Origin of the sequence: Pseudomonas citri, assembly GCF_025336485.1 — a bacterium.
Taxonomy (GTDB): domain Bacteria; phylum Pseudomonadota; class Gammaproteobacteria; order Pseudomonadales; family Pseudomonadaceae; genus Aquipseudomonas; species Aquipseudomonas citri.
Genome location: NZ_JAODAB010000010.1, coordinates 121,846 through 143,499, shown reverse-complemented (window position 1 = coordinate 143,499; position 21,654 = coordinate 121,846). Strand labels below are relative to the sequence as shown.

Annotated in this window: 23 protein-coding genes; 7 read left to right on the top strand and 16 right to left on the bottom strand. The window is 58.8% G+C overall.

Features of this window, described 5'->3' with window-relative positions; translation table 11 throughout:
* Nucleotides 1-16: 16 nt before the first annotated feature.
* The 3 genes from N4Q37_RS13980 to N4Q37_RS13970 form a co-directional block, all read right to left on the bottom strand.
* A complete protein-coding gene (locus tag N4Q37_RS13980; RefSeq protein ID WP_260958588.1) occupies nucleotides 17-2,140 on the bottom strand; it encodes a TonB-dependent receptor in 2,124 nt (707 codons plus the stop codon).
* Between the two features lie 203 nt (nucleotides 2,141-2,343).
* On the bottom strand, nucleotides 2,344-3,360 hold the full coding sequence (locus N4Q37_RS13975; RefSeq protein ID WP_260958587.1) for a 1-aminocyclopropane-1-carboxylate deaminase: 1,017 nt from the start codon (nucleotides 3,358-3,360) through the stop codon (nucleotides 2,344-2,346).
* A 75-nt stretch (nucleotides 3,361-3,435) separates the two neighbouring features.
* The gene (locus N4Q37_RS13970) at nucleotides 3,436-4,314 is read right to left on the bottom strand and encodes a LysR family transcriptional regulator (protein ID WP_260958586.1); all 879 of its coding nucleotides are present in this window, start codon (nucleotides 4,312-4,314) and stop codon (nucleotides 3,436-3,438) included.
* Nucleotides 4,315-4,450: 136 nt separating this feature from the next.
* Between N4Q37_RS13970 and N4Q37_RS13965 the strand changes: the two genes are divergently transcribed.
* Both N4Q37_RS13965 and N4Q37_RS13960 read left to right on the top strand, forming a co-directional pair.
* Nucleotides 4,451-5,188 (top strand): AzlC family ABC transporter permease, encoded by a 738-nt coding sequence (locus N4Q37_RS13965; RefSeq protein WP_260958585.1) that lies wholly within the window; start codon nucleotides 4,451-4,453, stop codon nucleotides 5,186-5,188.
* Nucleotides 5,185-5,511, top strand: coding sequence for an AzlD domain-containing protein (locus tag N4Q37_RS13960; RefSeq protein ID WP_260958584.1), 327 nt, complete (start codon nucleotides 5,185-5,187; stop codon nucleotides 5,509-5,511). Before N4Q37_RS13965 ends, N4Q37_RS13960 begins: the two co-directional genes overlap by 4 nt.
* A gap of 55 nt (nucleotides 5,512-5,566) precedes the next feature.
* Here the strand turns inward: N4Q37_RS13960 and N4Q37_RS13955 are convergent, their stop codons facing one another.
* The gene (locus N4Q37_RS13955; RefSeq protein WP_260958583.1) at nucleotides 5,567-6,955 is read right to left on the bottom strand and encodes an XAC2610-related protein; all 1,389 of its coding nucleotides are present in this window, start codon (nucleotides 6,953-6,955) and stop codon (nucleotides 5,567-5,569) included.
* A 210-nt stretch (nucleotides 6,956-7,165) separates the two neighbouring features.
* On the opposite strand from N4Q37_RS13955, the gene N4Q37_RS13950 reads away from it, so the two are divergent.
* Together N4Q37_RS13950 and N4Q37_RS13945 are read left to right on the top strand one after the other, a co-directional pair.
* Nucleotides 7,166-7,795 carry a LysE family translocator gene (locus tag N4Q37_RS13950; RefSeq protein ID WP_260958582.1) on the top strand — a complete coding sequence of 210 codons (630 nt, stop codon included), beginning with the start codon at nucleotides 7,166-7,168 and terminating at the stop codon, nucleotides 7,793-7,795.
* A 59-nt stretch (nucleotides 7,796-7,854) separates the two neighbouring features.
* Nucleotides 7,855-8,559, top strand: a complete 705-nt coding sequence (locus tag N4Q37_RS13945; RefSeq protein WP_260958581.1) for a class I SAM-dependent methyltransferase — start codon at nucleotides 7,855-7,857, stop codon at nucleotides 8,557-8,559.
* Between the two features lie 9 nt (nucleotides 8,560-8,568).
* Here the strand turns inward: N4Q37_RS13945 and N4Q37_RS13940 are convergent, their stop codons facing one another.
* The 11 genes from N4Q37_RS13940 to N4Q37_RS13890 form a co-directional block, all read right to left on the bottom strand.
* Nucleotides 8,569-9,267, bottom strand: coding sequence for a lysophospholipid acyltransferase family protein (locus N4Q37_RS13940; RefSeq protein WP_260958580.1), 699 nt, complete (start codon nucleotides 9,265-9,267; stop codon nucleotides 8,569-8,571).
* Between the two features lie 3 nt (nucleotides 9,268-9,270).
* Entirely contained in the window at nucleotides 9,271-10,302 is a 1,032-nt protein-coding gene (locus tag N4Q37_RS13935) for a beta-ketoacyl synthase N-terminal-like domain-containing protein (protein ID WP_260958579.1), read from the bottom strand.
* On the bottom strand, nucleotides 10,299-11,510 hold the full coding sequence (locus tag N4Q37_RS13930) for a beta-ketoacyl-[acyl-carrier-protein] synthase family protein (RefSeq protein WP_260958578.1): 1,212 nt from the start codon (nucleotides 11,508-11,510) through the stop codon (nucleotides 10,299-10,301). The genes N4Q37_RS13935 and N4Q37_RS13930 overlap by 4 nt, the downstream gene beginning before the upstream one ends.
* Nucleotides 11,507-11,758: an acyl carrier protein gene (locus N4Q37_RS13925; RefSeq protein ID WP_260958577.1), complete on the bottom strand. Its 252-nt coding sequence runs from the start codon at nucleotides 11,756-11,758 to the stop codon at nucleotides 11,507-11,509. Before N4Q37_RS13925 ends, N4Q37_RS13930 begins: the two co-directional genes overlap by 4 nt.
* A gap of 22 nt (nucleotides 11,759-11,780) precedes the next feature.
* Nucleotides 11,781-12,395, bottom strand: coding sequence for a methyltransferase family protein (locus N4Q37_RS13920; RefSeq protein ID WP_260958576.1), 615 nt, complete (start codon nucleotides 12,393-12,395; stop codon nucleotides 11,781-11,783).
* The gene (locus N4Q37_RS13915; protein ID WP_260958575.1) at nucleotides 12,376-13,281 is read right to left on the bottom strand and encodes an NAD-dependent epimerase/dehydratase family protein; all 906 of its coding nucleotides are present in this window, start codon (nucleotides 13,279-13,281) and stop codon (nucleotides 12,376-12,378) included. Before N4Q37_RS13915 ends, N4Q37_RS13920 begins: the two co-directional genes overlap by 20 nt.
* Before the next feature lie 7 nt (nucleotides 13,282-13,288).
* The gene (locus N4Q37_RS13910) at nucleotides 13,289-13,870 is read right to left on the bottom strand and encodes a histidine phosphatase family protein (protein WP_260958574.1); all 582 of its coding nucleotides are present in this window, start codon (nucleotides 13,868-13,870) and stop codon (nucleotides 13,289-13,291) included.
* Nucleotides 13,867-14,604 carry a hypothetical protein gene (locus N4Q37_RS13905; RefSeq protein ID WP_260958573.1) on the bottom strand — a complete coding sequence of 246 codons (738 nt, stop codon included), beginning with the start codon at nucleotides 14,602-14,604 and terminating at the stop codon, nucleotides 13,867-13,869. Before N4Q37_RS13905 ends, N4Q37_RS13910 begins: the two co-directional genes overlap by 4 nt.
* A gap of 16 nt (nucleotides 14,605-14,620) precedes the next feature.
* Entirely contained in the window at nucleotides 14,621-15,775 is a 1,155-nt protein-coding gene (locus N4Q37_RS13900) for an aminotransferase class I/II-fold pyridoxal phosphate-dependent enzyme (RefSeq protein ID WP_260958572.1), read from the bottom strand.
* Nucleotides 15,776-15,782: 7 nt separating this feature from the next.
* Nucleotides 15,783-16,829: a GNAT family N-acetyltransferase gene (locus tag N4Q37_RS13895; RefSeq protein WP_260958571.1), complete on the bottom strand. Its 1,047-nt coding sequence runs from the start codon at nucleotides 16,827-16,829 to the stop codon at nucleotides 15,783-15,785.
* 80 nt (nucleotides 16,830-16,909) lie between these two features.
* Nucleotides 16,910-17,494, bottom strand: a complete 585-nt coding sequence (locus N4Q37_RS13890; RefSeq protein WP_260958570.1) for an acyl-homoserine-lactone synthase — start codon at nucleotides 17,492-17,494, stop codon at nucleotides 16,910-16,912.
* Nucleotides 17,495-17,869: 375 nt separating this feature from the next.
* On the opposite strand from N4Q37_RS13890, the gene N4Q37_RS13885 reads away from it, so the two are divergent.
* On the top strand, nucleotides 17,870-18,583 hold the full coding sequence (locus N4Q37_RS13885; RefSeq protein WP_260958569.1) for a LuxR family transcriptional regulator: 714 nt from the start codon (nucleotides 17,870-17,872) through the stop codon (nucleotides 18,581-18,583).
* A gap of 72 nt (nucleotides 18,584-18,655) precedes the next feature.
* On the opposite strand, the gene N4Q37_RS13880 is transcribed toward N4Q37_RS13885, so the two are convergent.
* On the bottom strand, nucleotides 18,656-19,897 hold the full coding sequence (locus tag N4Q37_RS13880; protein ID WP_260958568.1) for an OprD family porin: 1,242 nt from the start codon (nucleotides 19,895-19,897) through the stop codon (nucleotides 18,656-18,658).
* 250 nt (nucleotides 19,898-20,147) lie between these two features.
* On the opposite strand from N4Q37_RS13880, the gene N4Q37_RS13875 reads away from it, so the two are divergent.
* Both N4Q37_RS13875 and N4Q37_RS13870 read left to right on the top strand, forming a co-directional pair.
* Nucleotides 20,148-20,951, top strand: coding sequence for a putative hydro-lyase (locus N4Q37_RS13875; protein WP_260958567.1), 804 nt, complete (start codon nucleotides 20,148-20,150; stop codon nucleotides 20,949-20,951).
* Nucleotides 20,952-20,993: 42 nt separating this feature from the next.
* On the top strand, nucleotides 20,994-21,554 hold the full coding sequence (locus tag N4Q37_RS13870) for a hypothetical protein (RefSeq protein WP_260958566.1): 561 nt from the start codon (nucleotides 20,994-20,996) through the stop codon (nucleotides 21,552-21,554).
* Nucleotides 21,555-21,654: the final 100 nt, after the last annotated feature.

Below are 21,654 nucleotides of genomic sequence, written 5' to 3'. Positions count from 1 at the left end.
AATCTCAGGTTCCGATTCAGAACCGATAGTTGGTGCTCAACTCCAGCGTCCGTGGCGCACCCGGCGTGATCAGGTCCACCGAGCCATGGGCCGAGGCGTAGTAGTCCTTGTCGAAGACGTTACGCAGGCGCAGCGCCATGTCCCACTTCGACTGGTTATAGAGCAAGGCCGTGTCCACGGTGGTGTAGGCCGGCATGACCACGCGGTTGTCCAAAGCGGTGTAGCGGTCGTCGACATAGTTTGCGCCCATGCCCACGCGCCAGTTGTTGTCCAGCGAGCGCACCAGCCACAGGTTGGCGCTGTGGCGCGGGGTCAAGGTCGGCGTCTGGCCTTCGTTGGCCACGCCGTTGGTACGGCTGTTGGACTTGACGATCTCGGCATCCAGGTAGGCGTAGCCGGCATAGACTTGCCACTTGTCGCTCAACTGTCCGCTGGCAGTCAGCTCGAGGCCGTCGGTGCGTTGCTCACCTGACAACACCAGTTGGCTCGGGTTGGCCGGGTCGGTGGTTTTCATGTTGGTGCGTTCCAGGCGGAACAGCGCCGCGGTCAACGCCAGGCGGTTATCGAGCAGGTCCCACTTGCCGCCGATCTCGAAGTTGGTGGTTTCTTCGGGCTCCAGATCCTGGTTCGTCGTGCTGAGGGCGAACATCTCGGCAGACGGCTGGTAGGAACGGCTCACCGAAACGTAGTAGGACTGAATCTGGTCCGGCTGGTAGACCAGGCCGACGCGCGGGCTCCAGGTCATGTCGGTGCGCGACAGCTCATTGTTGGTCAGGTCATCGGCATATTCCTGATCGAACACGTCATAACGCACGCCCACCAGCGCCTTCCACTTCGGGGCCAACTCGATAAGGTCCTGCACGTAGAAACCGGCGGTGTCCTGGGTATTGGTGCCCTTGGCGGTCTGTCGGTTGGCCTGGAACGGCACGTCGACCAAACCATCGCGATATACCGGGACCTGGGCGACATTGCTCTGGCTGAACACCGATTGGTCCTTGACCTGGCGTCCCAGCTCCACGCCATAAAGCAGGCTGTGGTTCATCCCGGCGAGTGTGGCCTGTTGCTTCAACTCGGTCTGGTTGAACCAGCCATCCTCGGTGCGCTGCACGTTGCCGCGGTTGAGCTTGATCAGCAGTTCGCCATTCGGGGCGGTGACGAAGCGGGTCGCGCTGGAATCCGCCAGGGTGTTGTTGCGATCCAGGTCGTAGTGGTAGTAGCGGCTGGTGTTGCTCAGGCTGAAGTCATCGTTGATCCGGTAATCGACACCGGCGGTGAACGAGAACACCTCGCTGCGGGTGTAATCGTCATCCGGATCGGCGGACCCGAAGCGTTTGTCGCGGTCAACGTTGACCGGACGATCGCCGCGCGCCGGAATGCCGAAGTCGATCAGACGCTTGTCATACAGGTAGGTCGCGCCGAGGTTCAGCTCCAGGTCATCGGAGAGCTTGAAGTAGGCCGAAGGCGCAATCGCCTTGCGATCGATGTAGCCGTCCTCGCGGAACGTATCGCTGTCCTCCAGGGCGCCAGTCACCCGGAAGGCCTTATCCTTTTGCTGCTCATCGGCCCAACCGGCGTCGAACTGCGTGCGCCGCTTGCCCTCGCTGTCGAAGCTGACACCGACTTCCTGCTCGGGAGCGAAATTGGGCTTCTTGCTGATGCTGTTGATCAGGCCGCCCGAAGAGCCACGACCATAGAGCACCGCGGCCGGGCCCTTGATCACTTCCACGCGCTCGACGTTGGACAAGTCGCGGAAGTACAGCGCATCGTCACGGATACCGTCGACGTACATGTCGCCGATGGCACTGAAGCCGCGAATGGTGACCTGGTCGCGCTGGCCGTCACCATTGGAGAGACCGATGCCGGGAACGTTCTTGAGCACCGCCTCCATCGACTGTGCCCCCTGGTCCTTGATCACGCTCTGGGGAACCACGTTCACGGTCTGCGGGATGTCCCGCAACGGCGCATCGATCTTCATCGCCGTCCGGCTCTCGGTCGCCGCATAGCTCTGCTCGTTGTATTCACCATCTACAACGGTTGCCGGTAGAGTTAAGGCAGATTCCGTTTCTGCTTGTAGATCAGGTACAACCAAGACACCCAGCAACGACAGAGAGACTGGGAAAATGCGCGATCGAGCCACCATGGACACCTTTTGTATGGATTTATCGCGCGGATGATAACGATTATCTTTTGTAAGTAAATACAAATAATTCGCATTAGATTTATTGACATTGCGCCTCGAAAAGGCTGGCCCCTGGCTTAAACGTTTAAGGGGCACAACCGTGAATCAACTGATGTCCAGTTCAAGGTCAAGCAATGCCGCACCTTTGCCTTGGACGCGACGGTTCAGCCATTGCGGAACAGGAAGCTATAGGCATTCAACGCCGGCACACCGCCCAGGTGGGCATACAAGACCCTGGAACCTTCGGGGAACTCACCCGCGCGGACCTTTTCGATCATCCCGTGCATGGATTTGCCCTCGTACACCGGATCCGTCAGCACCCCTTCGAGCCGGGCACACAGGCGGATGGCTTCCAATGTGCCTTCATTGGGCAGGCCATATTCCGGATACGCGAAACGTGTATCAAGAACGACATCCTCTTCGGTGATCTCGCGGCCCAGGTCAACCAGTTCGGCGGTGTGCCGGGCGATGCGCAGGATCTGCGCCTTGGTCTTCTGCGGTGTGGCCGAGGCATCGATGCCGATGACCCGGCGCGAGCCTCCGTCCGCGGCGAAACCCACCACCATGCCGGCCTGGGTGCTGCCGGTCACCGAGCAGACCACGATGTAGTCGAACGTAAAGCCCAGCGCCTGTTCCTGCTGACGCACTTCCTCGGCAAACCCGACGAATCCCAGGCCGCCATAGGGATGTTCGGAGCAACCGGCGGGGATCGGAAACGGTTTTCCACCCTGCTCCACCACCTCGGCCATGGCTTTTTCCCAGCTCGGACGGATGCCGATGTCGAATCCGGCGGCGTCCAGGCGCACATCGGCCCCCATGATGCGCGACATTTGGATATTGCCCACGCGGTCGTACACGGCGTCGGAATAATTCACCCAGTTTTCCTGCACCAGCACGCATTTCATGCCCAGGTGAGCGGCGACGGCGGCGACCTGGCGGGTCTGGTTCGACTGGATACCGCCGATGGAAACCAGGGTGTCGCAACCCTGGTCGATGGCCTCGGGAATCAGGTACTCGAGCTTGCGCGTCTTGTTCCCGCCAAAGGCCAGGCCGCTGTTGCAGTCTTCACGCTTGGCATACAACTGAACCTTGCCGCCCAGGTGAGCGCTGAGGCGATTCAAGGGCGTGATGGGGGAAGGACCGAAGGTCAGTGGGTAGCGCTTGAAACGATGCAGGTTCATGGTGTTGCTCCTTGTTGTGGGAAGATCCAGGTTCGCTGCGTTGCGGCGAATCTCAATATGGATCGCAACACTGCACTACGCCAGTTGCATCAACGCTTCTTCCACCGCCGCCACCACGCGGTTGCCCCTGGCTCCGGGCGACTGCCAGGCTGCGATGATCATGCCCAGCGGAACCGCTTGATCGATAGGCGCAACCAGTTCGCCCGTGTCCAGGTAGCGCTGGACCAGGCTGCGACGCCCAATCAATACCCCAGCCGCCAGCAAGGCCTGCTGTACAGCAATGGAGTACAGCGAAAAACCCGGGCCACGGGCGACGAACTTCTCGCCGGGCATCGCCGAGCGCGTCCAGACCTCCCAGTCGTTCCACACCACATCGGCGATGCAACGGACATTGGCCAGATCACCCGGATGTTTGATTTGCGCGGCCAGCGCAGGCACGCAGACCGGTAGCACCTCTTCAACGGCGAGCATGCGTTGCCCGCGTTCCAACTGTGCGGTGTAGAACAGGCAGAGGTCGAATGGGCTGCGTTTGAGGTTGGGTGGTTCATCGACCGCCGTGACCGAGATCTCGATCGGCGCCAAAAGCTCGGTGAGACGTGGCAGGCGCGGCCCGATCCATAACTCGGCCAGCGCCGGCGAAGTGACGATATGCACTCGCTGCGGTGCCGATAGCCGCCGCAGCGTTCGGGCGGCCTCCTCTACGGCATCGAACGCCTCGATAAATTGCTCCTTCATGCTCTCGCCCAGCGCCGTAAGCCTGACTCCCTTGGCATGACGCTCGAACAACGCCGCACCATACTGGTTTTCCAGCAACTTGACCTGTGCCGCGATGGCCCCAGGCGTCACCTTCAGTTCATCGGCTGCCCGGGCGAAACCGCCAAGCCGGGCCGATGCTTCGAAGGCGCGCAGCGCATTGAGTTGCAAGGTGTGGCGGATCGGTGAGTCCAGGAGCATGGCATGAGCCTCAGTTTTTCTAGGCCTAATATTCCAGAAATCTAGCGTTGTTCCCACCGGGCGGGCGCATTATTTTGACCTGGCGTCGCTGTTGAGGCCGAGCGCAACAACAGCCTGGAACTGCCAAGGAAATCAAATGCCATATCGAAACGCGACCCATGCGTTCATGGACAGTGCGCGCGGCGTTCTGCCGTTCGCCACCGGGATCATTCCCTTCGGCTTGATTGCCGGCGTCACAGCTGTCGAGATGGGAATGTCACCGACGACCATCATGGGCATGACGCTGTTTTTCTATTCCGGGTCGGCGCAGATCGCCGTCCTGCAATTGATGCAAAATGCTGCGCTGCCTATCACGATGGTGGTCACGGCACTGGTTATCAACCTGCGCTTCCTGATGTACAGCGCCTCCCTGGCGCCTTACCTGCAACGTCTGCCTCGCCGCAAGACCTGGCCGCTTTCGTACATGTTGTCGGACCAGGCTTTCGCACTTTGCAGCCTGAAACTGGGTTCCGGCGAGCTGGGGCGATTCGCCTTTCCGTATTACGCCGGGGCAGCGGTCACCTTGTGGATCGGCTGGAATCTATCGGTGCTCGCGGGAATACTGCTGGGGGCACGGATTCCCGAATCCTGGTCATTGAGCTTTGCTATCCCCCTGTCGTTCCTGGCGCTGCTGGTCCCCAGCATCCGTAACGCAGCGACCCTTTGTGCGGCGCTGGCAGGAGGTGCGCTGGCGCTGCTGGCCATCGACTTGCCCTACAACCTGGGCATGCTGACCGCCTCCCTGGGAGGGATTGTCACGGGACTGACCGTCGAGCACTTTCAGCAGACCGCTCGTCTTGCACGCCACAACGACATCGATCAGGAGGCATCATGAGTGAGCTCGCCCAGTGGGGCCTGTTCGCGTTGATCGGCGCAGGCACCTTCGCGATCCGCCTGTCTTTCATCGAACTCTACGGGGTGTTGCGTATCCCGCCGTTGCTCAGGCGGGCCCTGCTGTATGTGCCGGCGAGCGTGTTGGCCGCACTGGTGCTGCCAGCGGTGGTTTACCAGGATAGGCCCGCAGTGTTCGACTGGCACAATCCGCAGATTCCAGCAGCGCTCCTCGCCGCCCTGGTGGCTTGGCGAACCCGCAGTGCATTGCTCACGCTGGGGGTCGGGATGGGGATTTTGTGGGGCTTGAAGAGCTGGATGGCCTGACGGCGGTTGCAATGTCAGGGGGCGACTGGCGCCCCACTCTACAAGAAGATCGTTCTCAAGGTTGCTTGACGTACATCCCCGTCAGCATGTCCTGGGCGTTCGGCGCGGTGTTGTAGTTGATCACCGCGAAGTTGTTTACCAGCTGGATGTGGTACGGCCCGTTTTTCTCGGGCGCTTGCGGCGCTCGCACGATGATCAGGTTATCGGTCTCCATCGGCACGACGTGATGTTCGGTGACGATACCTTTCAGGGTCACGGTGAATTCAGCCAGTTCCTTACCGTTGGCATCACGCTCGGGCAGGATCTTCAAGTCCAGGTCGCCGTCGCGCCCCAGGGCGTCCTGGCGCATCTGGTAGTGACCGCTGCGTTGGTCCCGGGCGACGCCGTCGATCTTCTCGGCGTCCGGTTCGCGCTCGGCAGTGTGCAACCGGACCGCCAATCCGCCTTCGTCACTATTGGCGCCACTGACCCACGTACCGGTGTAGTCGTAGGGTTCGACTTGCTGCCGGGCGAGGCGCCAGATACCGGTCTGGCGACCATCGTCGGCGTATTCGTAAAGGGTAATGGCCGTCTCGTCACTGTCGTCCCGGGAGCCCACCAGCTTGATCGGCTTGCCGCTGCCGCCGCGGGTATAGCGCACTTCGCCGATGATGACCGCGCCCTGTTCCTGATACCAGACATCGACCGGAATCTTGGCGTTGAGGGTGCCGCTGAACATCTGCGGATCCTCGTAGACCGGTCCTTCCAGGCTGGGCTGTTCATGCCATTGCCCGTCCTTCCATTCGCCCGTGGTACGCAGACTATAGCCGCGGGGCATGCTGGAGTTTTCGCCCGGCTCGCTCGGCTGGACTTCTTCCTGGGTGGACGCATGCAGCCGCACCAGCTCATCGCCGCGCATTTGCCATTGGGTGGTGCGCGTCCAGCAACATTCACGGTCGACTTGCGAAAGCAGGATGCCGTCCAGCGGGCTGACGGAGAACATTCCGCTGGTGGTCTCTCTCGCCAGGTCCGTCAGGGGCTGGTTGAGAATCCATTGGGCTTTCTGTGGTGCTGGTGTCTGGAGATAGACGTCGAACTTCGGCTTGTAGCTGGCCACCGGATCGCTGCCGTTACGAATCGCCAGGTCCAGGCGACCGTCGAAGTTGAAATCATCGAAGTACAACAGGCTGAAGGGCCCGAGCAACCAGGCGTCGGCCTTGCCGTTACGATCTACCGCCATGTTGCCGGCCGGGGTCTGCAATTGCTGCAGGACCTCGCGTGTCTTGTTGTCGCGCACGGTCATGAACGCTTGCGCCAGTTGCTTCCGGTCTTGTGGCGGATCCGGGAACACCACTTCGACCAGGTACTGGCCACTGCGATCATTGACCGCAAACGATAAAGGTTCGGCCATGGCCGGGGCCGCCAGGCACGTGGAAAGCAACACACTCTTGATCAGTGAACGCATCGACCGCTTCCTTGCTGTAATTCAAGGGCCGCAGTGTAGCGACAAACGGTACTTCATCGCGATAGTGTCAAAGTACAGGCGCCAGCGTTACGACTCTAAAGCCAACTGCATGAAGAGCACCTGACTGTTGCTGTCAGATCAAGCCTGACTGTTGCTACCGCCCGCGCGACCATTGGCCTACTGTCATGGCTCGACCCATGAGGTGATGCCATGCCCGATGCAGCCAATCTGTACTTGTTCGTTGTCGCCGCCCTGCTGTTGCTCATCGTTCCCGGGCCCAACATGGCGTTCGTCACCAGCCATGCACTGACCTACGGTTGGCGTGCCGGCCTGGCCGCCGCCCTGGGCATTACGTTCGCCGATGTGCTGATGACCCTCATGGTCAGCGCCGGGATTGGCGCCCTTGTGATGAGCTGGGCACCGGCGTTCGAAATATTGCGCCTGGCCGGGGCCGCGTATCTGCTGTGGCTCGCCTGGCAAGCGCTCAAATCCCCTGGCGTGGCGCCGGGCGCTGAACCGCCGTTGGCATCGCTCTGGAAGATTTTCGCCCGTGGCGCCCTCAACAGCCTCTTGAACCCCAAGGCGTTGCTGTTCTTCATGGTGTTTTTGCCGCAATTCGTCAGCGTATCGCGCGGAAACGTCAGCCTTCAGCTGGTATTCCTCGGCGCGTTGCTGGCGCTGATCGCGCTGGTCTTCCATACCCTGCTCGGTGTCTGCGCCGGGCTGCTGAGAAGGAAACGGATCGGCAGCACACTCTCCAGGCGCCTCGGAACCTATGGTTTCGCCGGGGTCATGACCGCGCTGGCGGCACGCCTGTTGTTTCTCGATCGTCCACTTTGATCATCGACCCGGCGCGTTGACCTATCCTTGACGCAAGCCACCACGATGGAACAACGAACATGTCGGCGTCTGAAGCCACTCTCCGGCAAAGCTGGCACCACAACGCCCGATCCTGGATCGAAGCCGTGCGCAGTGCCAGCATTGAAAGCCGTCAAAAGGTCACGGACCAGGCCATCCTGCTCGCGGCGTTGAGCCGCCAGCCCGAACGCGTGCTCGACCTCGGCTGCGGCGAAGGCTGGCTGTTGCGGGCGCTGGCTGAGCGAGGCATCGAGACGGTCGGCGTGGATGGCGAAGCGACGCTGGTCGACGCAGCCCGGGCTTCTGGCTGCTCGCCGGTGCACCTGGCGAGCTATGAAGCCTTGGTGGACAGGAATGTGGACATTGGTCGCGACTACAATCTGGTCTGCGCCAATTTCTCTTTACTGCACCAGGACATTATCCCGTTGCTCAGCGCCGTGGGTGCCCTGCTCTGCCCTGGCGGCGCCCTGGTGATCCAGACGCTGCATCCATGGAGCGTGGCGGCGGGTGACTATCAGGATGGCTGGCGAGAAGAGACGTTCAGCGGGGTCCAGGGGCAGTGGCATCCCATGCCCTGGTATTTTCGCACCTTGTCCAGTTGGCTCAATGCGTTGGACATGGCCGGCTTTCAACTGGCGGGCCTGCAGGAACCGCAACATCCGCAGAGCCCCGCGCCGCAGTCGTTGTTGCTGGTGGCGGAGCGACGGAACGACCCGTACACCGCGCCTGGACAGGATGCCGTGTGAGCCGCTGGCTCAAACGATCGGGATCATGTTACTGATGATCTCGCGCGCGTGGCTCGCCAGGTCCTTGCTACTCATGCTTGCCACGACATCCGCCTCGATGGGCGGGTGAGCGACGATGCTGACGTCAGTGGCGCGTAATGAATTGTAGGCAACATCCCTGACAGCGGAGCAGATCGTCACGGGAACGATCCCCACTCCCATATCCTTGGCGAGTCGGAACGCGCCGCTCTTGAAAGGCAACATGTTCCCGCCGTTGTTCCGGGTGCCTTCAGGGAAAATCCAGAGGGACGTATTGTTGGCCGCGACATTCCTGGCCACCTTGCGCATGCTCTGGATAGAGGCCCGCGGATTGCTTCGGTCAATGAACAGGCTGCCGGTCAGCCAGTACAGTTGCCCCACCAAGGGCAACCACTTGAGCGATTCCTTCCCGACAATGACCGTGCCTGGCTTGAGCGCCTCGGCAACGATCATCACGTCATAGTTGCATTGATGGTTGGCCACATAGATATATGGCTTGCCCTCGGCAATCGTGTTGAAGCCCCTGACAGCGACACGAACCGAAAATATTCGATTGATCACCGAATAGGCGCGGCAGGCGACGTGCAGGTTCCGATTCTTCTTCGGATTGATCAACATGAACACACATAAAAAAGGGAAGCTCAGGACGATGAACAGCCCGACCAACAGCCATCTCACTACCAGAATCATACGTCACCCTACCTTGCCTGAATCACTTGAACCCTTGGCAGCACCGGCCTGGGCTTCGCTACACCCCACCAATGCGATGCCATAGAAGCCTTCCTCATCGACACACGCCATTACCCCAACATCGCCGGCCTTGACGGACTGTGCCAAGTCGGCGAGTTGGTAGGCGCCGACCAGGGACAGGCTCAACGCTTTCGTCCGCTCCAGGACATCGAGTTTCTCCCCGAATGCCTGGCCGAGATCGTCCAGGGCGGCCCGCCACGAATCCGCTGCCGACACGCTGATCCGACCGAGTCTATCAGGCTCCACCCCATTACCCGCCGCGAACGTGAGTATCAGGTCGCCCAGGCTGGCGCCGCTCGTGGAGAACAAACGCCCGGTAACGCAGGACCTGACCACCGGCCCCGGTGTTTGCGAGTCGGAACAAGTTCGGAAACTGAAAATCGCGGCGGTATCGATTCGTTCTGCCGCGTCCAGCTCGTGGCTGTCGGCATACAGGGTACCGAATTCCCCACTGAAGGTTTCCATGGCTGTCGCGTAGATCCGCTCGCAGTCCCCGCGCCTGGCGAATCTCAGCCCTTGCACCATCGCGCTGTAGAAGCTCAACTCCTTGGCGCAAAGCGAAACGTTGGCACCCTTGATGCCGTATTTGATCGCCAACTGCCCCACCGAGGAGTTTATGACGGTATTGGGGATCTGTGCCGGATTGACCTGGAATGCAAAACGACTTTCGTTCGATTCCTTGATCAACTGGATGACGGTATCGATCGAACCGTTGGACGTGCCGCCAATGACGGCCGCGCGCGCCAGGGATTCCCCCTGGTTGGCATCCTCGATCAACGACATCGCCGCCAATAGCAACAGGGACTGTCGATCGAAATTTTTCAACTCCCGGCTGGGCACCAGTTCGCCCGCCGTCAGGTTCCACCGGGGCGCCAGCCCATGATGCAACTCCGTGCCCCCTTGCTCGAATGCGCCGGGCATCTGCAACATGACCCAATCGTTTACGGCCAGTGCAACGATAGCGTCATTGCTCATTTGAGATTACCGAATACCAGGATTGAATTATTTCCGCCAAAAGCGAAGGCATTGTTGATGACCACGTCGACTTTTCCGGCCCTGAAACCCTCGCAAACCACGTCGATGGGTATTTCAGGATCCTGCTCGCTCACGTTGATCGTCGGCGGTAACCCTTCGCTGAGGGCAAGCATGCAGGCGATGGCACCGAAACCCGCCGCCGCGCCCATGCTATGCCCCATCATGGACTTGATCGAACTGACCGGTGGCGGTGAATGGCCAAAGACCGCTTCGATGGCCTTGTACTCGTTATTGTCATTGGCTGCCGTACCGGTGCCGTGGGCACAGATATAACCCACCGTCCCGGGCAGGACGCTGGCGTTTACAAGTGCCGCCTTCATGCAGTCGCCAACGCTGTGGTGATTGAGCCTCACCATGTGGTCCGCATCGCAATTCATCGCGAAGCCGAGCACTTCTGCATAAATGTGTGCCCCACGGCGAATGGCCCGCTCGTAACTTTCGAGCACCAGCGCGCTGCCGCCTTCGGAGGTCAGGACACCCTTGCGACCGGCGTTGAACGGCGTGCAGTCCTTGTCGGTCATGCTGCCCAGGCGATGGAACGTCGCGAAGGTCGCCTTATACACCGCATCGCTCCCACCGCAGATGGCCAGCTCGCAGTCACCCGCCTGGATGGCCTCGTAGCCGAAGATCAACGCGGCATTACTGGCCGAGCAGGCATTGCCAATCGTCACGGCCTCGCCGGTGGAACCTATCGATCTCGCGACGTCTCGACTGATCTCGGAAGCAAACGTGCGCCCCAGGGACGCATGCCGGCCTGGTTGGGGCTGCGCCATGGCCGTGACCATGTCGTCGATCAGGTTGGACTCACCATAAGTCGTGCCGAAGTAGCAATTGACCCGCTGGCCAGCAATCGCGGCCCGCTCGATCCCGGCATCGGCAAGGGCGAGCCCGGTGGCAGCCAGGGCAAAATGACTCGGCGTGCCCGATTCGGCGAACGCATCGAAATCAGCGACCCATTCAGCGATGGGGCCTTTCACCTCGCAGCCGTACTTTCTTTCGAAGCGCTGCGTGTCGATTTTCGACAGCGGCACGGTGCCATTCACCCCCGTTTTCAAGGCATGGAAAAAAGCCTCTTTTCCGACCCCGATCGGGCTGACCGGCCCCAGGCCCGTCACCACCACCCTTGTGCCCTTACCGGAGCTGTTCATGCACACTCAGCCTCAAGGGTCTTGTCGATAAACGAGAGTATCGATTCCACACTGGTGATCCTGGGGATGTAGGCTTCATCGACCCGCACCTGGAACGCACCTTCGATGCCGGCGAGGATTTCTATCCCCGACATCGAGTCGGCGCCATAGGCTTCGATGAAGTCCTTGTGGTTCTGGATTTCCTCGGCGTTGACTCCCAAGACCTGGGAAACGATTTCCTTGATTTTTGCTTCGTGAACGTGAGTCATGAGACCTCCTGGAATGACGCAATCAAATAATGAAAGGAATGACCTTGAAACTGTCGGCCTGATAACGAACGTAGGATTCGCCAAAAAAACCGACCAACATTTTTTCTTCGCCGTCGACCCGTTTAAGAATCAATGCCAGTGCAACGGCGAAGATGATCGCCGCCGCGTATACGCTGGCGTACAAACTGAATCCGGTCACAATGAGCAGCGTGCCGAAATAGGCCGGGTGGCGGATGTAGCGGAAGGCGCCCGCGCGGATCAATTCATGGTCATCCAGCACCCGCAGCGAATGGGAAAAGTGCCGTCCCAATATGATCTTTCCATGGGCTCGAAGGCCGATGCCGCAAAGGATCAGCAGCGATCCGGCCAGTTGCAGCATCGCATCGCTGCGCGTCAGTAACTGGAGCAGCATGACGATCGCGATGGCGCACGACACCATGAAGCCACTTTTCAGGCCTTTGTCGAATTGGCTGCCGCTGTCGGTTTCGCGCAGGAAATAAAACTCCGCGGCGAGCAGGATGGCGGCCATGACGACTGACTGGAACAACGCAAACCCCGTGCAGGCATACAGCACCCAGGAAGCGCATGCGACCGGCACCAGTAAACTGGCGGCGACATCAATCCTGAACGTTTTCAAAATAAGCCCCCACCAATACCGATAACGTTGAACGGGTCATGATCACCCTGACATCCTTTTCGACCCGCCAGGGGTATACGAACAAGTCATTGAAGCGCGCCCAGGGAAACAACTTGCGCTGGCGCCTGAAGGCATCGACGAAAGACAGCACCTTGTAGATCCTGAACAGTGTGCGCACTCTTACCGTGCGTAACCTCGCCCGGCCTTCGGCGCCCTGGAGCCGGCGGTACACCTCGTCGACCAGATCGTTATAGGTAACCGTGTCGTCGCTCAGCAGATAGCAGGTCTGCAAGATCCGCTCAGGAGGACGTGAGAGCCATTGGAGGATGGATCGGGCAATGCTCTCCACGCCAATGACGTGCAAGGCTGGAAGTTCGCTGCTGACCAATGGCAATAACTTCAATTTGCACATCGAAATCATCGGCAGCAGGTTTTTATCGTGGCGGCCCAGTACCGTCGGCACCCGTAGGATAACGCCCTGCACTTTGTGGTCATTGGCACGAATAACCTGCTCGGCCGCCCATTTGTCGTCCGCGTACGCGTCCTGCCTTTTCTCCGGGTTATAGGCCTTGACGCTGCTCAGATGGAACAGGTTTTTCTTATCGAGCGCGCCGACGCGGATGGACGCCATTATCTGTTGGGTCAGTGTCTCGTTATTGGCGCTGCTCGTCCCCAGGCGACTGAGGCCTATGCCCGTGCAATTGACAATGAAATCGTGGTCTTTGACCAGTTCGATAAACGCCCTCGAACCGACCTCGCACACCGCAAAACCCGCCTTTGGCGAACGCGAGTGACGGGTAACCCGCAGGTCTTGTTCCTGCCTGAGGGTTTCGTAGACACCCTGCCCTATGAAACCACTGGCGCCTAAAAGCAGTACCTTCTTCACCTGTCAGTCATCCCTTTCCTGGCGCTAAAGCCTCAACCGTAAAACACCCCGAGCGATACACCGTACGGAACTGCATGCCCTGTTTTTGCAACGTCTTGCGCACAGTCCTCAGGAACATGCCGTGGGAGACCACGACCGTGGTCTCCCCGGTCGTAGTGCACGCGGTATAAAGCTCATCGGCCACCCCCACGGCACGCAGGTGTTCCGATCTTCGGGATGCCGCCCCCAACGAAATACCCATCAGCCAAAGCACACGATGCAAGGCGAACCATTGCCTCAAGCCCATCTTCAACAAAGGCACGCGACCCAGCCGCAGGTCGAATTCCTTCAATCGGTTGTCTTGCCGGATACGTCCGGCATCGAACAGCCGGCAGGCTGTTGCATAGGCTCGATTGATCGGCGATGAAATGATATTCAGCCCTGGCGTCATCAGCGGCCCGGACAACTCCGCACGGCTCAGGAACTCGGCAATTTCGGCCTCGTCGATCGACGAAGTCTGGTTGTACTCATCCAGCAGCACCTTGGCCGAGACAGCACCGCAGCGTCCGTAGTCAACCAGGGGGGTGGCGTGGCGTATCAAATAAATCACAGTAAATAGACACCGGTGACAATGGCATTGCCGACCATGAACAAGAACGGCGTATCCCATGTGTGAGGAGACTTAGCTTCGGTCAAAGTCATTGCAAGAGGGAAAAGCGCGCACAGCAGTACGAACTGAAGCCCCGAGAAGTAATCCTTGAACAACACGCAAAACAGCATCGACATCACAAACACGGTGGCCGAGCCTTCAAGGGTTCTTTTGAATGTCTTGTCGACAAAAAAACCTTTGGTCGTGTACTCATGTTTTCCAAACCTGATACCGACAGGCTCTGCCAGGCCATCACCAAACGTCGTCGCCAGGATCGTGATGTAGAGCAGTTCCACCGGGATGCCGATGGCCAGCCAGATATATTGCGTCACCCACAACACCAACAAGCCCGCAACCGTCTGGCTCACCAACCAGGACAGCGTGTTCGGCGCGTCTTCTGGCCGGTCAATACTGGCGAACATATGTTGCGCAGTCAGCGACCGACGGCGTGACCAGCCACACATGGCAAAGAACAGGATGGCGGTGGACAGTGCCGAGAGCAGCAGCCGTTCATGGGTGTCCTGGATATTGAACAACGCAAAAAACAGACTGGGCAGCATGAACATCGCAAAGTGCCCGACCTTTCTCGTGTAATTGACGCGCACCCCTCGGTTGATGACCAGCAGCCCCAATCCCTTGCATAGCATGAAGTAGAAAAGAACGATACTTAACAGCGCCGAACCCACTTGAATCATTTCGTTTTTCGTCCGTTCAAATGACTTGGCGCAGCGCATCGATGCAATAGTCCACATCGCTCCGGGTGTGGTTGTAAGTCAGGCACAACCTGATCCTGGACTGGTGTTTCGGCACGAACGGCGGCACGAACAACGACCCCATGATCCCTTTCTCAACCAACCCGGCGTTGACTCGTGCAGCTTCCATCGGGTCCTTGAACACCACCGGAATCACCGCTGTTTTCGAATAAAGCTTGTCGACACCAAGCGCGTCGATTTGCTCATGGGTGTAGCGAGTGAGTTCAGCGAGTCCGGCCCGGCGCACGCTCCCTTCCGCGGCATTGATTTCCAGCGCAGTGCAGGACGCCGAGGCAACGCCTGGCGAAACGGAGCGCGAAGCATTGTAGGTCGGGCATCGGAACCTGACTTTTTCCGCGAACTCCTCGTCCTTGAACACCACGAAGCCGCCCGATGAGCCGAACGCCTTGCTCATGGTGCCGACAATGTAGTCGATGTCCGAGAGCACCCCGGCCGCTTCGCAGGCCCCTTGGCCGCTGTTGCCCAACATGCCAACGCCATGCGCGTCGTCGATGTAGATTTCCAGCGCCGGATGGAGCTGCTTCAAGCGGGTGATTTTCTCGAGATCGGCGACATCGCCGTCCGCCGAGAACACCCCGTCGGTCACGATCAGGATTTTCTTGTCCAGATTCAGCAGGACCAATTGCTCCAACATTTCGACGTTGGCGTGACTGTAGGCCCTGAAGGGGCTGCCCGATAACTTCACCCCGTCCCAGATGGAAACGTGGGACAGCTTGTCCAGCAGAATCAGGTCGGCGCGTTCAGCCGCCAATGGAATAACGCCGAAGTTCGCCTGGTAGGAGGTGGTGAACATCAACGCGGTGCGCCCGGTATACAGCTCGCTGTAGCGCTGCTGCAGACGCTCGTGGTACTCGGTGAATCCACTGAAAATCATTGGTCCGCCAATGTTCGAGCCGTACTTCTGGATGGCGGAAATGGCCGACTCTTTCATGCGCGGGTGATTGGAAAGCCCCAGATAGTCGCACGATGCAAAATTCAGCATCGTCCGGCCATCCAGCAGCGTCATGTCCCGGCCGCACGCCGAGCGCACTTGCGGGAAATACGTGTAGAAACCCAACTCTTTCGATTTGAACGCGACATCATCAATACGCATAAAACTCTCACTCAACCGATGCGGTGTATCTGAAAATGCGATAGGCCCTTTCGGTGCAAATGCCATCGCGGGTGAGGTGGCGCATCGTTCGAAGCACCATGACGTTATCCTCGAGCATCCAGGACACGCTGATTTTGCTGCGTCCCACCTGGTGCAAGGCGATGGCGGACAGTTTCAATGTCAGCGCAACCGACAGGCCTTTTTTCTGATATTCCGGGGCTACCCCGGTAAAGAACGCCCGGCCGTACAACCCCTGCTCGTTCATCGCCGGAGCAAACATGGTGAAACCAAGGATTTCGCCGTCCTGTTCGGCAATCAGTGCCGATATGTCCTTGATGTTGCGAGCCGCCACTTCAAACTGCCCGGCGGAAGAAGGACTGAAGCCCCAGTTCCGTTGCCAGGCGCGGTTGTAGCAGTCAGCCAGCGATTGACTCTTGGCGACCAGTTCGTCCTGGCCATAACGATGGAACTGAATACCCGTCAAGCGCCGGGTCAGCTTTTCTTCCAGGTCGTGCTGCTGGTAGCCCTCGGCTGGGGGCTGGAACACAATTTCAATCAGGTCCTTTGCCTTTTCGCAGCCGGCCTCGATCAAGGCGTCGGTTAGCTCAGGGCTGTTGGACGGCAACGAAAACACATGGAAGTCCGACTCGAACGTGCGCAAACCGCGCTCAATCAGGAACGAACTGTGTAGAGGGCCCACCAGCTCCGTCACCGGTCCGGACAACAATCCCGTGCTGTTGATGTACTCGACACAGCTGCACAGCAGCTGTTTCAGCACGCCGGCCTCCGGCAGGGCTATCAGCGTAGAGAAATACGCATTGCCCACGCCATTGACCGTGCCGTGCCGGTCGAAATGCACGATGCAGAAGGCGACGAGCTCGCCCTCTTCGTCCTTCCACGCCACCGGTACATTGTGCTCGGTCGCCGAGTAGGTGCAGGCCGCTGTGAACCGCTGCTCAAGCTGTTGCCGGGAACGTCCCACGGCCGAAATACGTTCATCCAGGCGCGCCAGGGCATCCCAATCGCACGCCGCCAAACCCGAAACTCTACTCATCGATTTCCCAATCCTGATTCGCTGCAATGACTAGTGGCCTGTGTGGCTAATTTGAGTACTCGAATTAACCGTACAGGCCACTAGGCGGCCAGAGACAAGGCGCTGGTGGTTTCGTCGTCGATTTCGATCCAGAAAGGCACGACACTTTTATTGTCGATGAGCCGCGGCGCCGAAATCCTTTGGGTGTTGACGCCCATCCGCTTCAACAGACGCTCGTTGCCTACAGCCGTAAAGGCAATCAGTCGAAACGCGCCTTTAGAACGTGCGACGTCGATCACTTCCTTGACCAATCTCACCGTATTGCGCCAGGCCTGCTCAGCTGTCAGCACTTGCCCTTTCGGCTTGCTGATGGCGAACCGGGAAAGCTCCCAGATCTGCGGCGACGACGGCAACGGCTTGTCGCCCATCAAATGCGGGAAGACATCCCCCAGCAGATAAGGTCGATGAGTGGGAATCAATCGGGCACAACCGAAGATCTCCTGATGATCATCACAGGCCAGAACGTACACTGTGTCAGGTCGATCAAAGGCGTCTAATTCAATACCTTTTTCACAAAGCAGAGGCCAGCCCAACTCTTTAACGAATACCTGATACCTATATTTAGCTAGCGCGGTTGCCATTCCAGGCAAAAGATCGCTAACAGTCCCTGTTACCGCGGTCAGCATAACTACCACCTGACGAAAATTATTCCGCCAGTACAACAAACCGGGCTCTTTGTGAGTAGCTGCCCGAATGGGCAGGTCAGGTAAATTAGTGCGGCGCCAAAACGTATTTTCTAAAAGTACCGAGTTGTATCTACGACAAAAGAATAATGCCGCCTATCGCCAGTATTTCTAGTACTGGCGTACTAGGAAACATAGATGCAATCGCATTGTCGGAAGGTCCGGCGACGCTTGCGCATGGGCGGTCCTGGCTACAGCCCTTGTCTGGCAAGCGATTGCCATTGGATAAGCCCGGGCATCTCCCGGCAGCGTTCCGATGCGGTATGATGAGTCCCCACTCTTGTGACGAAAGAGCGTTGACCAAGGAAGGTAATATCGGTGATTGATTGGCGTGAAGACTTTATAGCGTTAGTGTCTGGCTGCACTTGCGAGAATGAATTATTTAACGAGCTGGTTAAAGTAACGACGAATCTGGGTTTTGAATTTTGCTCTTATGGCTTAAGGCTTAATTCGCCACTGGCACCCGCGCAATACTTCTTGCTTTCCAATTATCCGGACGCTTGGGAGAAGAAGTATATCGCCAGTCATTACTTCTCCCAGGACCCTACCGTTGAACATGGGCTGACCCGTTCGATTCCATTGCGCTGGTCTGCGCAACAGCAAAGTCCGGGACGCGAGTTCTGGGAAGAAGCACGGCATTACAACCTCAACCATGGCTGGTGCCTGTCTTCGCGGCGCGAACACAACTCGATTGGCCTGCTCTCCGTCTCTCGTTCGAGCGAACGCATTTCAGTACTGGAAATGGAAAGCAAGGAGACCAAACTGATCTGGCTGACTCATCTGGTGCATGAGGCCATGACACGTTTTTTCTCCGCGAAAAACCTCGTCGATGCATACAAACCACTGACCGCCCGCGAGAAAGAAATCCTGCGCTGGACAGCCTCAGGAAAGACGTATGTTGAAATCGGAATTATTCTTAATATCGACATACGCACGGTGAAGTTTCATTTGGTGAACTCGATGCGCAAGCTGCGTGCGTCGAACAAGACTGAAGCGGCGGTCAAGGCATCGTTGTCAGGCTTGTTGTTCTGAGATTCAACCGTTACGCAGCACAACGACCACGCTTCTCTTGAGAAGCGTGGTCGCCTGCGTTGCAGGCCTCGTTTACCAAAGCGCCATCGTGTAGCTGACAATCAGGCGATTTTCGTCCAGGTCATTGCCGAAATTGGAGCGCACCGTCGCGTTGCGCCATTTCAACCCCAGCCCCTTCAGTGTGCCGTCTTGCACCACGTAGGCGATGTCGGTGTTACGTTCCCACTCCTGGCCTTCGCCGGGGGCGCTGCGCTGTACGTTGTCGCCCGAGATGTAGCGGGTCATGAAGGTCAAGCCGGGCACGCCGACAGCCGCGAAGTTGTAGTCATAGCGCGCTTGCCAGGAATGTTCGTCGATGTTGGCGAAGTCGCCAATCTGCACGAAGTTCACCAGGTACGGATCGCTGCGGCCGATGTAGGGGAACGGATCGTCGCCGCTCATGCGTTGATAGCCCAGGCCCAGCGCATGGCCCGCCAGGCTGTAGGTGAACATCGCGCCGAAGGCCTGGTTGTCGAGGTCACGAAAGTTGCCGTCCTCGGCACTGCGTGCATAACGTACGTCGCTCTTGAGCGACTGGCCCGCGCCCAGGTCAAGGGTATGGACGAACCCGAGGTAGTTCTGCCGGTAGATATTCTCCAACTGGCTATGGCGGTACTGCGCCGTGAGGTTGGGCAAGAACTGATAGTCCGCGCCGGCAAACTGGAACTTGTCGCTGCTACCGCCAATGCGGTTGGCGGTCATGTCCTGGTAATCGGTAGAGTCGACAACGTTGATCTGCGTGAGTTGGCCGGCGGTCAGCTTCAAGCGATCGATTTCCTGCACGCTCAGCAACCCGCCCTTGAAGGTTGCCGGTAGCAGGCGCGTATCGTTGGAACTCACCACAGGGTCTTTGATTTGCAGGGTCCCCAGTTTCAGAGTGCTGTTGGAAATGCGAGCCTTGGCCGTCAGACCCAGTTCGCCATACCGGTCTTGCGAACCACCCGACAAATCCGCTGGTAACAGATTGGTGCCTGCCGTACCGCCGCCGGAGTCCAGTTTGAAACCGGCCATACCCAAGGCATCGAGGCCGAAACCAACGGTGCCGGCGGTGTACCCCGACTCCATCCGCAGCAGGAAACCCTGTGCCCATTCTTCAGCCTTGTCCCGCGCGCCGTCCTGGCGGAAGTCGCGGTTGAAGTAGAAGCTCCGGGCTTCAAGACTGCCTTTGCTGTCGGCGATGAAATCGGCCCGAGCGACCGGTACGCCGATCAGGCTTAACCCCAGCAAGGTTCCTATGGGTGTGCAGATCCATCGAGGGGTGGTGAGAGATTGCATGGCGCGCTCCTTTCCTGAGGCGCGAGCGCACCTTGAACAAGTGCCGCGCACGCCCTGTTATTGTTGTGGGAAAACGTTGGGTGGACGGATTCTTCGCGGCACGTCCGGAAGCGTCAAACGAGAAAAAAGCCGGATCGGGCATAAGAAAATGTGAAACAACTTTTAGTTGTCGCGGGCTATCAATATTCCTTGTTGGACGCCATCGCGCTGCTGTTCTCAAAGTAGCTGACCAATGCCTGGAGCCCCCTCGATGAATCAGTCCCCCCTGTCCTTCGAACAACTGCAGCAGTGCGCACCGCAAACCTTGCGTCAACACATCGCCGCCGGCCAGTACCATGGCCATACGAGCGGGCTGGGCCAGGGTCGGGTGCAAGCCAATATCGTGATCCTGCCCGGCGACTGGGCCAACGAATTCCTGCGTTTCTGCACCCTCAACCGCCAGGCCTGCCCGGTGCTTGACGTGACCGAGCCCGGCGATCCGTTCTTTCGCAACCTGGGCGCCCCCATAGATATCCGCCATGAAGTACCTCAATACCGGGTCTATCGCCATGGCGAGTTGAGCGAAGCGCCGCAGGACATCAAGCACCTGTGGCAGGACGACCTGGTGGCTTTCGCCCTCGGTTGCTCGTTCTCTTTCGAACAACCCTTGCTGGAGGCTGGCATCCGCTTACGGCATATTGATTTGGGCCGCAATGTCGCGATGTTCCAGACCAACATCGACACCCGCCCCACCGCCCGGTTGTCTGGCAAGATGGTGGTGACCATGCGGCCAATGAAAGCCGCCGCCGCCATCCAGGCAATCCAGATCACCGGGCGCATGCCCAACGTCCACGGAGCCCCGGTGCACATCGGCGATCCGTCGCTGATCGGTATCCAATCCCTGGATAAACCTGATTACGGCGATGCCGTGCCGGTCGAAGCCGATGAGATCCCGGTGTTCTGGGCCTGCGGCGTGACGCCTCAGTCGGTGGTCCAGGCCTCGCGCCCACCGCTTTGCATTACCCACGCCCCAGGCTGCATGCTGGTGACGGATTTGTGGAACAGTGAACTATAAGGTCTTGAAAGAGACTGTTTTCTCAACCTGAAGGGATACACGATGAGCACCGCCCAGCAGTCGATTCAACAGTACATCCGTGCCAAGGATGGCAACCGCCCTCACCTGCTGGGCGAGGCGTTTACGCCGACGGCTATTCTGGACATGGTGGTGCGCACCGGTTCCATTGCGTTTCCCGACCATGTCGAAGGCCGTGGCGCCATTGGCGACGTACTGGTCCGTCGTTTCGGCCAGACGTTCGAAAACGTCTACACGTTCTGCCTCGCGGCGCCTCCCGCGGCGGATGCCAACGCGTTCCAGTGCAAATGGTTGGTGGCGATGTCGGACAAGAACAGCGGCGAAGCGCGTGTCGGTTGTGGCCTGTATGACTGGCAGTTCAACCCGCAATCACGGTTGGCCGAGCGACTGACCATCACCATCGAACACATGAAGACCCTGCCGGCCACCGATCTAACCGGGATCATGGCGTGGGCATCGAGCCTGGACTATCCATGGTGCCGGCCTGAAGCTGTGGTCGATAACGTGCCGGATCTGAGCATGCTTCAGGACGTGATCCAATTCGTGGTTAACCCCATGAATGAAGAAAGTGGCGTCAAACGCTGACCCTTGTGGCGAGGGGAATTCAGCTGTGGGAGCAAAGCTTGCTCGCGATGCAGGCGCCTCGGTTCCCTGGGAGTGCCACAGGCAGAGATAATTTCCTGCA